Origin of the sequence: Desulfatibacillum aliphaticivorans DSM 15576 (assembly GCF_000429905.1) — a bacterium.
Classification (GTDB): domain Bacteria; phylum Desulfobacterota; class Desulfobacteria; order Desulfobacterales; family Desulfatibacillaceae; genus Desulfatibacillum; species Desulfatibacillum aliphaticivorans.
The window spans coordinates 41,921-55,783 of record NZ_AUCT01000025.1; the positions used below are offsets into that span (position 1 = coordinate 41,921).

Genomic DNA, 13,863 nt, shown 5'->3' on the forward strand with positions numbered 1-13,863 from the left:
AAAATAAACGATCCACCCAAATTTCTACATTCATTGACAAGGAGAGGTACAAAAATAATAGAATCCAGGAAGTAAAAGTTCAAATTAGAGCGAGCGTTCGCCATTATCCGTCAGATTTTCCCCCCTTCGGCGGAACCCCGGCGCCTTGTCCCCTCTCAAAGAATATGGTAGCAATGGGAAAAATGCGATATATCTCATATTCAGCGTTGAGGTCACCCTAATTTTACTTACAGGCGGCGCCATATGACGGAATCCGGCAATTTCAGCAGCCCAAAAAATCCCAGCCAGGAAAATTACGTGAAAGGGCTGGAATATCGGGAAACCCTGTACCGGCGGGTGCTGGAATCCACCCAGGAGGGGTTTGTGCTGGGGGATGAAGACTGTGTGATCAAGGACGTCAACGACGCTTTGTGCCGGATGACCGGGTTTACGGCAGGGGAATTGGCGGGCAAGTATATGTGGGAGATTTACGACGACCAGACCCAATCCTGCATTGCTCCCCAACATCCTGAAATGCGCATGTCCCGGGACCGCCGCTTTGAAGGCGCCCTGCTGAAAAAGGGAGGCGGAACCATCCCGGTGGCCGTGCACGGCAATATTCTGACGGACGACCTTGGCCGGGTGTTGGGCAACGGCGCTTTCATCGTGGATCTGACCAAACAGAAAGAGGCGGAGGACCTTTTACGGCAGTCCCTGGAACAGAGGGATCACGCCTTGCGAAGGTTGAACGACGAACTGGCCGCGGCCGCCAAGTATGTCAGGTCGGTTTTGCCGGAGCCTTTCAGCGACAGGGGCGTGGCCGCCAAGTGGAAGTTTCTTCCCGCGGAAACCCTGGGCGGGGACACCTTCGGCTACCAATGGCTGGACGACGACCACTTTGCCATGTACCTGCTTGACGTGAGCGGCCATGGAGTTGGCCCGGCCCTGCTGTCCGTCTCCGTGGTGAACATGATCCGGTCCGGAACCCTTCCGGACACGGACTTTCAGGAGCCGGCGCAGGTACTGGAATCCTTGAACAAGGCCTTTCCCGGTGAAAAGCACGACTTTATGTTTTTCACCATGTGGTACGGAGTATACAATCGGAAGACCCGGGAGTTGAAGTATTCCAGTGGAGGCCATCCGCCGGCCCTGTTCATGGAGCACATTCCCGGGCAGCCGCCCAGGGCGAAAAATCTGTCCGTAAAGAATATCATTCTGGGTGCGAGGGAAGACGCCTCCTTCAGCCAGGAATCCACCATCCTGGAGAATCCCGGGTGCCTGTACATTTTCTCGGACGGCGCTTTTGAAATCACCCAGCCGGACGGCGCGTTCTGGGGCATGGAAGGCTTTTGCCATTACATGGAGACCCAGGCCTGCGCCAACCCGGAGGCTCTGGACGCCCTGGTCTCGCATGTCACGGAATTAACCGGATCAGACCGTTTGGGAGACGATTTAACCATCATTGAGGCCAAGCTCGGGCTGCCCGGCGCCTGACAAGAGGGAAATCTTTTTGGATTTAGCCGGCTTTCTGAGACGCTTTTAGCTTCCGTATCGATTAACGACATTCATCAATCATTCTCTAAAAACTCCATTAAAAACGGCATACGCTTTGCATAAATCTACCTGTGAGTTTTCAAAATACGGCAAGAGTTCCTTTTCCGGTCCATAAACGGCTTTTCTTTGCTTTTCAGGCGGAAGAGGCTCTTTCCGCGCTCTGGATTAACAAAAGGCCGGCGCTGTTTTTGGGAGATGGATATGCCTGAAATATTGATTATCGACGATGAAAAGGAAATATGCACCATTTTTAAAATGACGCTGGAAAGGGCCGGATACTCTGTGCGAGCGGCCCAGGACGGCGATGAAGGGATTCGTTTGCTTAAGGAAAAGCCCGTGGACCTCCTGATTGTAGACATCATTATGCCGGATAAGGACGGCATTGAGACTATTGTGGAAACGCGCAAAAATTCCCCGCACGTCAAAATTATGGCGGTTTCCGGCGGGGGGCGCATATCTTCGAATGAATACCTGAGAATGGCCAAAACGCTCGGCGCCAACGTAACCCTGGAGAAGCCCGTAACGAGGGACGTGCTGCTAAGCACGGTCAAGGAGCTTTTGGGTTAAAAATTTTTCTCCATATCAAGAAGTCGCCTCCACTATTACATATTTCCTCCCCCATGATTTCGTATATCAATCCGCTGTTGGCAAAATTGTCAAATAGTGAAAAATGTCGGGTCGCTTCGTACACGCGCCCTATGTTTTAAACTTTTATGCGGCAAGACGGCATCTTTATAATTCAAATACGCTTCTCCGCACGGGTGACCCGGCCTACGCGATCTCAATTTAACATTCTAATTTGATTGTAAAATTCGACCTAAGACTTTTTGTGCGGAGCCGCCGGGGGTGTTGATGAAGATGACGAACCGGGTCAGGCCGTCCGAATCGCCTTCGGGGATGTAGCCCACCAGGGTGCGGACCCCGTGGAGGGTGCCGGTTTTGTACCAGACTCCATCTTCATAATGCATCAGGGTTTGATAAGGCTGGAAAGCCCGCAAAACCTTCATCATCTGGGAGGCTGTAATCCGATTTTTCCGAGACAGGCCGGAGCCTTCGGCCACGATCAGGTCTTTGATCTCCAATTCCTTGGCGGCGAATTCCCGGGCCGTGTTGACCGCATTTTCCAGGGTGGCGGGCGCGCCTTTTTCGTGTGCGCCCACGCTCAGAAAAACCTGGTTCACAATAAAATTATTGGAAAATTCCAGGGCTTTGCCCGCGACCTCGGTGAGGGAGTAAGGGGACTCATGCTCAAACAGGAGCGTATCCCCGGGCTTCACCCTTCCCAGAACGACTTCGCCGCATGCCACGCCTTTTTCCCGGAGAAAATAGCGGAGCAGATGCCCAGCGTACAGGGTGGTCTGCTCATGCTCCTGCGTCAGCAAAGCCCTGCCTCTGGGGAGCTTCTTGGAGCGAATAATTGTTTCAGCAAACGGGATGAGCGGCGTCTGATCTTCGGCGGAGGCCAATTTTCCATTCGCGTCATAGGTAAAAAACACGGTGTTGAAATTCACGCACAAAGCGCCTACCGGCGCGTCGTAGGGATTGGCCGTGGATCCGGTCCCGGGAATTTCCAGGGGCGTCTTAAAATAGGAGGAATCCAGCACGATTTGCTTGCAGGACTTGGTTCGGGAGGCGATTTCTCCGGCCAGGGGCTCCAATACTTCGGAAATGAGCAAAGGATCTCCGTATCCCTTGATTTTCAGGTTTCCTTCTCCGTCCTGATAGATTTCCGTCTTAAAGTGAAAATCCTCCCCCAGTTTATTAAGGGCCAGCAGGCTGGTAAACACTTTAAACGTGGATGCAGGCGTGCGCAGGGCGTTGGGGTTGTATGAATAAAGGATTTCCCCCTTGGAGTTTTCCGCCAATAGGGAGTCTTTGGGCCCCAATAGACGGGCTATGGACTGGGGCAGGTCTTTTGACGCGTCCAAATCCAGGGAAGGCTCCCTGGCCGGAATCCGGCTTGCGCTCACGGACAAAAGGAGCATGCAAAGAAGCGGAAGAATTCCGTAATTCCATAGCCTCCTTTGCTTTTGCCGATTCCCGCTCATCATGTTCCTTGTCAGGTTCGCCATCTTTGGTTCGAAGCTTTGGCCTTTCTATCAACCATATTGCTTCCCGGAAATCATAGCCCCGGAGTCATGGTTCCTTCCCCCCTGGCGGGGGAAGGACAGGATGGGGGGCGTTTGAATCCGGAAACATGTCACCCCCACCCCAGCCCTCCCCCGTCAAGGGGGAGGGAGTATAGCTTATCCGGCTTATCAAATCCTCACCTTTGGGATTGTACGCCAAAGGCGTCAAAGGGCGCCAAAATTTAGGCGCTCTCTTTTATTACATCAGGTACTTGATCAACACAAACCCGCCGATGAGCATGATGGTGAAAATGACGGCCAGCAGGTTGAAGTATTTGTCGATATAAGGCTTGATGGTCGGCCCGAAATAATAGAAGCAGGCGGCCACCAAAAAGAACCTGGCGGAGCGGGATACGGCCGAAGCCAGGCAGAACACGGGAAAGTTGATCTTAAACGCCCCGCCTGCAATGGTGAACAGCTTGTACGGGATGGGCGTGAATCCGGCCGCGAACGTAATCCATGCGTCGTAGGTCGCGTAGAGTTCCTGCACGTGGACGTATTTGTCGGTCAGGTGGTAGAACTCGATGATTTTAAACCCTACCGCGTCCATGAATTGCCAACCCAGGAAATACCCGAACATGCCGCCCAGGATGGACCCCACCGAGCAGTAAGCCGCGAACTTGAAAGCCTTCTTGGGCATGCCGAGAGCCAGTACAATCAACAGGGCGTCAGGCGGGATGGGAAAAAACGAAGACTCGGCAAAAGCCAGAATGGCAAGGGCCCAAACGCCATGGGGGCTTTCCGCCCATCCGATCACCCAATTGTACAAACGCTTCAGCATGTTCTCCCGCTTTCCTGATGGATTAAAAAAATGGAATAAATAGGCTGTCCTGTGAAAGAATGGGACGGGACGTTCGTCAGGCTCGCCCTCCCCTGCCCGGTTTAGGATGCGAAAAGGCGATCAATCCCTCCACCCCTGCTCTCCCACCAGTTTAACGAATCGGCAGGCGCCAAGGTCGGATTCGTGAATTCCGTTTTCATCCCGCACGATTTTTTTTAAGGATTGTACGCTTTGATCCCCCACCGGAATGATCAGCCGCCCCCCCATGGCCAGTTGGCTGATAAGCGCTTTGGGGGTTATGGGCGCCCCTGCGGTGACGATAATGGCGTCAAAAGGCGCTTCGTCCTGCCAGCCCAGCGTTCCGTCAGCGCACCGGGCCACAATATTATGAAAGCCCAGTTCGTCGAAAATCCTGCGTGCGCCGATGAACAGGCTGCGAATCCGTTCAATGGTGTACACCTTGTAGGCCAGTTGGGCCAGGACGGCTGTCTGGTAACCGCATCCGGTTCCGATTTCCAAAACCCTGTCCTCTTTGGTCAGGTTCAGGGCCTGGGTCATTTCCGCCACGATATAGGGCTGGGAAATGGTCTGCCCCTCACCGATGGGCAGGGGAAAGTCCTGATACGCCTGATCATGCAAAGCCTCGCTCACAAACAGGTGCCTGGGCACGGTGTCCATGGCTTCCAGGACCTTGGGATCGCTGACGCCGCGGGCCTGAATCTGGGTTCGGACCATTTGTTTGCGGCGCCCGGCGTATGGATCGTTTTTTAAAGGTTTCAATACAGCCCCGCATTGATTTGTAGGGGAATTCCGATGCTCCGCCCTCAGGGGAAAACCATAAGGGATTGCGGCTTGCCAGTGGGCCATACTTATCAGCAAAAAACCTTTTCCGTCAATAAAAAGCCCGCTTTTCTACAAGTTTACAATCCGCCGGCCCTGTGTTAACTTTATCCGGATATAGAGTTCTTGAACGTAGGTGATTTCCTTAGGAGGAAGCCATGAGTTTTGCACAACGCCTGCTGAAAAAAATCCAAGTGGACGCCCTTGCCCAATCCGTCAGGTCCAGCATCCGCCCCCCGGGAACCGAGGCCAAGGTGGACAAGGAAGCCATGCGCAGCCTGCTGGGCATGCTGGGCTTCAGCCAGACCGAAGCCCGGGACATGGAGTTTCAAGTGCTCGCCCCCAACGAACCCCAGGGCCTGATCATGGTCATGGACAACGAGCTGGCCTTATATAAAGGTACTAGCGTGGAAGACGTGGCCATGCGGAAGAACCCGGTGGTCAAGGAAATGGTCAAAATCCGCAACATCCGGAAAATCCTGTCGGACAAGGACGTGGTCATCAGCCGCCGCCAGGACACCGTGGATCATGTGGCCGGCATGATCATGGGCGATGTGGACCTTTCCTTCGACAAATCCGACATAGAGGAAATCAGAGCTCTTTCCGTCAAGGCCCTGGCCGGCCTGGACCTGCAGGGCATCGGAGACGGCGCGGCCATGTTTTCGGAGTTGTTGGGATTTACGGACCATCCCTGGACCAAAAGGAAGAATTCAACGGTCGCCAAGGGGATTTTGGACCGCTCGGACCCGAAAAAGCCCCTGTTCGGCCCCTGTCTGATTTTTGACAAAGGGGCGGCCAGAATCCTCTGGCTGGAGAAGCCCATGGACCTCTCCAACAAGGAAAATCGGGAATTATTCAAGGCAATTGTCAATGGCGACCGACTGGCGGACAAGACCGGTTCCGAGGTGTTCGATATATTGACGGCCATGGTCATGGAAAAATTCGGTCTTGACAATGGAGGCCGGGTAGACTTGAAAAACCGGGGACAATGATTAGCTTGTTGCGGAAAACATCGTTGTTCAATTTTTTGACGATAAGGAAAAAACATATGCATTATGAAGGCAACATGATCCGGCCGCCCAGCGAGGCGAACAGCATCCTGCTGCAGGCAACCGTAGGTTGCTCCCATAATAAATGCACCTTTTGCGCGGCTTATAAAGGCGAACGCTTTAAAATCAAGTCCGACGACATCATCATGGAGGACATCGCCTTCGCCGCCCAATATTGCCGGCGTCAGGACCGGCTTTTTCTGTGCGACGGGGACGCCTTGATCATTCCCCAAAAAAGATTGGTAAAATTTTTAACGGAAATCAAAAGGCAGCTTCCGTGGGTAACCCGCGTAGGCACTTACGCAAATCATAAAAGCCTGTCCATGAAGAGCCTGGACGAGCTCAAGGAGTTGCGGGAGCTTGGCCTGAAAATTGCCTATATGGGATTGGAAACAGGGGACGACCAAACCTTGAAGCATGTCCGCAAGGGCTGCGATTCGGAAAAAATGATCGCCATGGGCAAAAAATGCCGGGAGGCGGGCATTCAACTTTCCATCACGGTTTTGGTCGGTTTGGCAGGCAGGGAGAGATCCCAGGAGCACGCCATCGCCACCGGCAAGGTGTTAAGCGCCATCGACCCTGAATACGTGGGGGCGTTAAGCCTCATGATCGTGCCCGGCACGGAGTTGTATACGGAGTATGAAGCGGGAGACTTTCCGATTTTAGAGCCGGATGAAGTGTTGACCGAACTGGGAACCATGATCGCCAACACCAATCTGACCAACGGACTGTTCCACGCGAATCATGCGTCCAATTATTTGCCCATTCGGGCCAAAATGCCCGAGGACAAGGAAAAAACCCTGGCGCTCATCAACAAGGCCTTGGACGGCAAGGTCGCCCTCAAACCGGAATGGATGAGAGCTTTGTAAATAGTGTGAGTTGGTTTTAGGAAAAATTGAAGGAATAAGGGACATATGAATCGCGTTGAAAACGAACGCGATTTTAATATGGTGCGGAGGACTATTGCCTCGGCGTGAAAGCAACCGGGGCGTTAAAGATGTTAGCAGCACTGAGATACCAAATGGGACCCACGCAAAACCAATCGGTTAAGCTGGCCTTTGTAGCTGTCGCTATAGCCGGATTGGTGTTTATGCATCCTCCCATGGCCGCCACGCTCTTTCTGACGGCCCTGCCCCCCGACAATCCCTTGCCTCCCGCCCTGCCGGACGACACCCCGGAAGAATCCCTGGCCTTGACGGACGCCGCGGAAAGAGAACCGGCCCTGGAACTGGAAAGAACAAACGAACTCCAGGACCCGGCCGGGGACATGGACGACGTGAATCTGGCCGCCCTGGACGCCTGGGTTCTTGACCGCAAGAGCGACGTGGATTCCAGAGTCCGCCAGACCGACCAGGAGTGCGACTATCTCACCCTTGTCAATTCCCTCCGCCAGGAGCAGTTTACGGGCGACCTGGACGAGATCAGGGAGCGAGGCGTGCTCCGCGTGCTCATCAGCATGGGGCGCACCAACTTTTTCTTTTCCCACGGCGAAATCAAGGGCTTTGAATACGAGCTTTTCAGGGAATTTGAAAAAAAAGTCAATAAGGATCTATCGCCCAGCCAAAGGCCCATCAGGGTGTTTTTCATCCCAACGCCTTTTGACGAAATGATGGACAAGCTGAACCAGGGCTTGGGCGACGTGGTGGCCGCCGGCATGACCATCACCCCGGAACGCTCGAAAAAGGCCCGGTTCACCCAGCCTTATATCCGGAACGTGAACGAAGTGGTGGTGGTTAACCGGGAGGTTAAAAACCTGAACAGCCTGGAAGACCTTTCCGGCAGGCAGGTTTACGTCCGCCCCGGCAGCAGCTATTCCGAACACCTGAACAAGCTGAACGCCTCCCTGGCCGCCAAAAATCTTGCGCCCATCAAAATCGTCCGGGGCGATTCCAGCCTGAATACGGACGACATCCTGGAGCTTGTAAACTCCGGGGTCATAAAGATTACCGTGGCCGACAGCCACATCGCCACACTTTGGGCCAGGGCGCTGCCCGACATCCGGGTGCACGAGGATCTCGCCGTGAACACGGGCGGAAAAATCGCCTGGGCCGTGCGCAAGGACACCCATCAGCTTCGGGCGGAACTAAATGACTTCATCCGGTCCCACCGTAAAGGGACCTTGATGGGCAACATCTTTTATGACCGCTATTATAAAAACGCCTCCTGGATCAACAACGCCATTTCGCCCCAGGATCAGGAGAAGCTCTCCCCCCTGGAAGACCTCTTCCAAAAATACGGGGATGAATACGGCTTTGACTGGCTGGCCCTGGCCGCCCAGGCCTACCAGGAATCCGGCTTTGACCATACCAAGACCAGCCACAAGGGCGCGGTGGGCGTCATGCAAATCATGCCCAGCACGGCGGCCGACAAAGTGGTCAGCATCCCGGATATTAACGATCTGGAAAACAATATCCATGCGGGCGCCAAGTATCTTTATTTTCTGAGGGAGCATTACTTCAACTCCCCGGACATCTCCCCGGAAGACCGGGTTTTGTTCGCCTGGGCCGCCTATAACGCGGGCCCCGCGCGCATCAATCACCTGCGGCGGGAAGCCGCCCTCCAGGGCCTTGACCCCAACAAATGGTTTTACAACGTGGAAAAAATGGCCGCCATGGACATCGGCCGGGAAACCGTGGAATACGTGGCCAACGTCAATAAGTATTACGTCGCCTTCCGCCTGGGCTACGAAAGAAGCTGATCCTCCGCAAAAGCTCCTCACTTCATTTTTTGTTTTAGGATATCAAATAAAAACGTCGGGTCGCTTCGCGTTGGTTCCCTTGCCGGTTATACCTCACAGGCAAGGATAAAGCCTGCCTCGGCAACATATATATGCCTTGCTCCGCATGACCCGACCTACGCTTCTCTTGGTCAACATATTGAATCAATTAATTATTTATGTAGGTCGGGTTACGAAATCCGCCAAGGATGCAGCAAGCCGGCCTCAACGCTCGTGGACTTCAACCCGACAAAATTTTTCTAACCCACTGACCCATGAGCAATGCATAACAGGTTATTATTTAACATAATATTAACATTTAAACATAACTATTTCAATAGTTTATAATATTCATGCCCACGCGGAGCATGGGAACGAGTTAAAAATGGCAGGCACGGGGGCCTGCGACTACACGTTTGCCTGCTTTCGCCATGAGTACTTTGTAGATGCGCCCCCCTGTGGGCGCCCAAAAAACGCGCTTAGCGTTTTTTTCCACTAAAGCATGGGAACAAGTAGTGCTCAAAGACGCTGGATCCCCGCGTGCGCGAGGACGACGGACAAGGGTGATATCTCCCGAGCCTCGTTTTAGGAAGATGGAGGCATAAGGCAAAGGGTAAAAGGGTAAAAGTACAAAGGGTTATTTTTTGGTCCTGACGCAACGAAACCCGACATAGACGCCCCTGCTATCCGGATAGTACCTGACGCGGAACGCGCAACGGGCATTGTCCTGATCGAAGTCCCAGGAGCCGCCGCGCAGCACCAGCCATTGCCCTGGTTTAACGTCCATGGCAAAATCTTCCGGGTCTTCTTCCGGTTTGTATCGGCTTCGGGTCCATTCATACACATTGCCCGCCATGTCGTAGACTTTTTCAGGCGTCGCACCTTGAGAAAAAACGCCTACTGCCGAAGTCTTTCCAATTTCCGACTCACGGGTATTGCAGTAGCCGTCCTCCCACTCTCCCCAAGGGTATTCCCGCCTTTCCTTGCCTGCAGCGGCGGCCTCCCATTGCTGCTCTGTAGGGAGGGAATATACAAATCCATCGTTCTGGAATTCGGTCAACCAGTTGCAAAAAGCGGCGGCCTCGTACCAGCACACCCCGACCACGGGGTGGTTAGGGCAATTGAAGCGCCTTTCATTCCAATGCATGGGCTGTGTTTCATTTACGCCTTCTAACCAAAACGGCCTCTGTTCCGTCCAGAATTTGGATTTCTTATATCCATCGGAATCCATGAACTTTTTGTAGCATTGATTCGTAACCGGATATTGAGATATTTCAAATTCCTCCAACTCCACTTGACCGTCTTGATAAGGGTAAGTCCCGCCTGGAATCCTGACAAAGGCCTCCAAATTCCTTCTGTCCCCCAGGCGCCCCAGAATCTCCCCCGCGTCAGCCCTTGGGATAGGCGCCAACTCCTTTGATTGAATTACCTTTTCCAGCCTTTCCACAGCCAATTCCACAAGTCCGCCGTCTCGTGCGTTTTTATGCATGTCTTTTAAAGCCCGGCCGGCCAAACGCCACTGGTAAAAAGGTTCCACGTCATCCGAATTAAGCAATTTATTAACAATGGCATGGGAAATTTTGCGGTTATCCTCGGCTAAAAGACCTATTAGCAACTCCACAACCTCTTTGTACCATTCATCATTCAAGAAAGGCTGGACAGCCTTCCAGTAATCCATGCTATTGGCTTTCAGCCAATGGGCGCACAAATACTCTTGAAAGGTAAGGTGAACGAATCCGTAGGCGCCATTATCCCTTTTTAACAAGCCGCAGCGGGGCTCGATGCGCTTGAATTCCGCCTCCACACGGCGCCTGTATTCCCATTTTTCTTCATCTGTCTGCAATTTAAAAAAACGGGAAAGTATGTCCAGTGCGAAGGCTTGACCCTCGGATTTTTCATGCTTTTTGTGCATTTCCCAGGCAAAGGCGCTTAAAAAATCCTTGACCGGCCCCGGATTTTTAAAACGGCGGGCCAAAAGGTTGTCCACGAATTTTTTGTACAGCTCAGCCCGCTGGCCGGGCAGTTCCTTGTCATTATAATAAAGCAGGCAGATGGCCGTAAGCATCAAAGGGCTTTGAGTGAGTTCCGAAATGGACTCATGGCCTTGAATGCCTGCAATAAGGTCCTGGGCCGTGCGCTCCCCCATGGTCAATGCCTTTGAAATAACAAAAGTGAACCACTTATTGATGAACTCTTGTATTTGCTCCCAATTCAAAGGTTCTATTTGTACATGGTACTGCCGGAACGGATTGAGGGCGTCTCCCTGCAACCCGTGAGGGCGGCCGGACCAGACCAATTTAACCCCATCGTACTTATTGGCGAAATTGCTGAACGCCTCGACAACCAAATTACGGGTTTTCTCCGGGATTTCGTCCAAACCGTCCAAAAGAAAGACCGCCTTTCCCGCGGTTGAAAATTTTTCGATGACCGAATACTCCAGGACGTTTTCCATTTGAAAAAAATAGTGGTCCAGAATGGTTTGAACGGACAACGGTTCTTTAGGATCGCGCTTTTGAAGAAAGGAGGACAATCTGCTCAAAAAGACAAGCACGGGCAACCGCCCGCACAAATCCCGAAACCAGGGTTCGGGGCATTCTTCATGGGCCATGCAATAGGCCATATGCTTGAACAGGGTGGTCTTGCCCGAGCCGGGCTGGCCTTCCAAAAGCATGTGGGGCAGATGGGGGATGAGGCTTTCCACGGATTTTAGGCGCTCCCGCTCCTCCCGCATCCCTTCAGGATCGGGATTCTTCTTTTGTCTCGGGTCACTACCGTACAGCGGAATAAAAATATCCATTAATTCTATGGGGACGGCCTTTCCGTCCGCCTGCAAGCGGTCCGCGTCCGCATATATGCACTTGTTGTTGATCCAGTCGAGATAAGATTGGGGGATTTCAAGCACAAGCGCCGGGCAGACTGTTTCAGAGGCGTCCTCTTTCCAATAAGGTACGTCAAAGGATTTTTTGCCGTCATCAGCCGTGTCTGAATCCGGACCCCATTTGCCCCGTTCCGAAACATACTTCCTAAAATCCAAATTCACACGTTGCTTTTCCCAGTCCAAAGTGACGTATTGAAATCGGTTGGGATAATCGCTTTTGTGATAGGCTGCACCCGCCTGAAAGTTGAATAGTTGCCCGTCGTATGTATTGGCGAAGCCTCCGGCTGCGTCATGCAAATGGCCGCACAAAATAAAAAAATGGTTCAGCCGGTTGGCGCACAACCGGCTATCCTTCAGCCACAGCCATGACAGGGGATGATGGAACAGGCATATGTTGGCGTCCGTTTCTCCTTTTTCCTCCATGGCTTTTAGGGCCTGCTCTATCTGATATCGGCCGATGGCGATCTGATTCCTGTCCTCCTGATCGTCCGGCAGTTGGCGGCACATCCAGGCAGAGTTCAGGCCAACCAATCCAATCTTCTTGCCGGTTTTAGTTTGGTGGATGTTTACAAAGGGGGCGAGGTCCGTTTCCACAGGCTTCAGGTGAGGGCAAAGCTCTGCGGCAAAGGCGAAATACTCCCGCATGCCCTTTAGTAAATCATCCCGGTATTCCATCAACTCCGCATCCAACTCCTGCAAGTCGTCATACCGGGGGATGTCTTTGGGGCGGTATTTCTTCCGATTGACGTCGTGGTTGCCTGGGACGATGTACAGGCATTCGGGAGGCAGGTTGACGGCGTCCACCAAATCCTGAAAAAATTCTTTCGCCAGATCGTATTCTTCTTTTATTCCCTTAAAGGCGATGTCGCCCGTCACGGCGATGATGTCGGGTATAAGGCCCTTTTCCGCATCCTCTTTCACTCTTGTAATCAAGGGATCAAGAACCAGGGAACGATCAAAGGTTTTGGCTTCACTGTTTTCAATATGCAAGTCGGAAATATGAAGAATGGTAAAATCATCGGACATGGTGAAATCTCCGGGAGTCTGCATTGTTTTACAATATGGATTCGAATGAAGGCTGGAACGGATATTTTTATACAAAAGGTTGTGCCATATGACAACCATAAGATGAGGATATATGTTGGATTGAAATAAAACGGCTTTAAAACATGTGCTGCGCACCCTGGCAGGGTACTGCTCTGCCGGGGCTACCCATTTTCTTCGACAGCAAGGTTGTTGGAAGCATCGCCTACCCCAAAAAAAACGTCGGGTCGCTTCGCGTTAGTTCTGTTACCGGTTATACCTCTCAGGTTAGGATAAAGCCTGCCTCAGCAGCAAATATATGCCATGCTCCGCGTGACCCGACCTACGTTTCTCTCAGTCAACATATTGAATCAATTAATTATTTATGTAGGTCGGGTTACGAAGTCCGCCTTGAATGCAGCAAGCCGGCGTCAGGGTTTGTGGACTTCAACCCGACAGGAATGCCCATGATTGATGTCGGAATTCTCCTTTCTTCATTCCCCCGTGGAATCCAGTCCCAGGCTTTGGCGGAAACACAGGTCCGCTCACAATATGTAATTTCAACAGCGGAAAGTTCGAACGACATGTGCTGCGCACCCTGGCAAGGTACTGCTCTGCCAGGGCTTCCCACTCTCTTCGACAGCAAAGTCGTTGGAAGCGTTGCCTAATCAATAAAAACGTCGGGTCGCTTCGCGTTGGTTCCCTTGCCGGTTATACCTCACAGGCAAGGATAAAGCCTGCCTCGGCAACATATATATGCCTTGCTCCGCATGACCCGACCTACGCTTCTCTTGGTCAACATATTGAATCAATTAATTATTTATGTAGGTCGGGTTACGAAATCCGCCAAGGATGCAGCAAGCCGGCCTCAACGCTCGTGGACTTCAACCCGACAAAGTTTTTCTAACCCACTG

General features: G+C 52.5%; 9 protein-coding genes. 5 read left to right on the forward strand and 4 right to left on the reverse strand.

Annotated features, from left to right (window positions below):
- Positions 1 to 243 precede the first annotated feature (243 nt).
- Both G491_RS31700 and G491_RS0120160 read left to right on the forward strand, forming a co-directional pair.
- The gene (locus tag G491_RS31700; RefSeq protein WP_051327405.1) at positions 244 to 1,473 is read left to right on the forward strand and encodes a SpoIIE family protein phosphatase; all 1,230 of its coding nucleotides are present in this window, start codon (positions 244 to 246) and stop codon (positions 1,471 to 1,473) included.
- A 261-nt stretch (positions 1,474 to 1,734) separates the two neighbouring features.
- Positions 1,735 to 2,100: a response regulator gene (locus tag G491_RS0120160; protein ID WP_028315857.1), complete on the forward strand. Its 366-nt coding sequence runs from the start codon at positions 1,735 to 1,737 to the stop codon at positions 2,098 to 2,100.
- A 227-nt stretch (positions 2,101 to 2,327) separates the two neighbouring features.
- Here the strand turns inward: G491_RS0120160 and G491_RS31705 are convergent, their stop codons facing one another.
- The 3 genes from G491_RS31705 to G491_RS0120175 form a co-directional block, all read right to left on the reverse strand.
- Positions 2,328 to 3,605 (reverse strand): D-alanyl-D-alanine carboxypeptidase/D-alanyl-D-alanine-endopeptidase, encoded by a 1,278-nt coding sequence (locus G491_RS31705; protein ID WP_084511609.1) that lies wholly within the window; start codon positions 3,603 to 3,605, stop codon positions 2,328 to 2,330.
- Between the two features lie 256 nt (positions 3,606 to 3,861).
- The gene (locus G491_RS0120170; RefSeq protein WP_012610045.1) at positions 3,862 to 4,443 is read right to left on the reverse strand and encodes a YqaA family protein; all 582 of its coding nucleotides are present in this window, start codon (positions 4,441 to 4,443) and stop codon (positions 3,862 to 3,864) included.
- 120 nt (positions 4,444 to 4,563) lie between these two features.
- Positions 4,564 to 5,223 (reverse strand): protein-L-isoaspartate(D-aspartate) O-methyltransferase, encoded by a 660-nt coding sequence (locus G491_RS0120175; protein WP_012610046.1) that lies wholly within the window; start codon positions 5,221 to 5,223, stop codon positions 4,564 to 4,566.
- Positions 5,224 to 5,441: 218 nt separating this feature from the next.
- On the opposite strand from G491_RS0120175, the gene G491_RS0120185 reads away from it, so the two are divergent.
- The 3 genes from G491_RS0120185 (at position 5,442) to G491_RS0120195 (ending at position 9,030) form a co-directional block, all read left to right on the forward strand.
- Entirely contained in the window at positions 5,442 to 6,275 is an 834-nt protein-coding gene (locus tag G491_RS0120185) for a hypothetical protein (RefSeq protein ID WP_028315858.1), read from the forward strand.
- A 56-nt stretch (positions 6,276 to 6,331) separates the two neighbouring features.
- Positions 6,332 to 7,201 (forward strand): radical SAM protein, encoded by an 870-nt coding sequence (locus tag G491_RS0120190; protein WP_012610048.1) that lies wholly within the window; start codon positions 6,332 to 6,334, stop codon positions 7,199 to 7,201.
- Positions 7,202 to 7,353: 152 nt separating this feature from the next.
- On the forward strand, positions 7,354 to 9,030 hold the full coding sequence (locus tag G491_RS0120195) for an MltF family protein (RefSeq protein ID WP_028315859.1): 1,677 nt from the start codon (positions 7,354 to 7,356) through the stop codon (positions 9,028 to 9,030).
- 655 nt (positions 9,031 to 9,685) lie between these two features.
- On the opposite strand, the gene G491_RS0120200 is transcribed toward G491_RS0120195, so the two are convergent.
- Positions 9,686 to 12,952 (reverse strand): SUMF1/EgtB/PvdO family nonheme iron enzyme, encoded by a 3,267-nt coding sequence (locus G491_RS0120200; RefSeq protein ID WP_028315860.1) that lies wholly within the window; start codon positions 12,950 to 12,952, stop codon positions 9,686 to 9,688.
- Positions 12,953 to 13,863 lie beyond the last annotated feature (911 nt).

Coding starts and splice junctions, on each gene's coding strand:
- G491_RS0120195 (WP_028315859.1), top strand. CDS start 7,354: ATGGGACCCACGCAAAACCAATCGGTTAAGCTGGCCTTTGTAGCTGTC.
- G491_RS0120200 (WP_028315860.1), bottom strand. CDS start 12,952: ATGTCCGATGATTTTACCATTCTTCATATTTCCGACTTGCATATTGAA.
- G491_RS0120160 (WP_028315857.1), top strand. CDS start 1,735: ATGCCTGAAATATTGATTATCGACGATGAAAAGGAAATATGCACCATT.
- G491_RS31700 (WP_051327405.1), top strand. CDS start 244: ATGACGGAATCCGGCAATTTCAGCAGCCCAAAAAATCCCAGCCAGGAA.
- G491_RS0120170 (WP_012610045.1), bottom strand. CDS start 4,443: ATGCTGAAGCGTTTGTACAATTGGGTGATCGGATGGGCGGAAAGCCCC.
- G491_RS0120185 (WP_028315858.1), top strand. CDS start 5,442: ATGAGTTTTGCACAACGCCTGCTGAAAAAAATCCAAGTGGACGCCCTT.
- G491_RS31705 (WP_084511609.1), bottom strand. CDS start 3,605: ATGGCGAACCTGACAAGGAACATGATGAGCGGGAATCGGCAAAAGCAA.
- G491_RS0120190 (WP_012610048.1), top strand. CDS start 6,332: ATGCATTATGAAGGCAACATGATCCGGCCGCCCAGCGAGGCGAACAGC.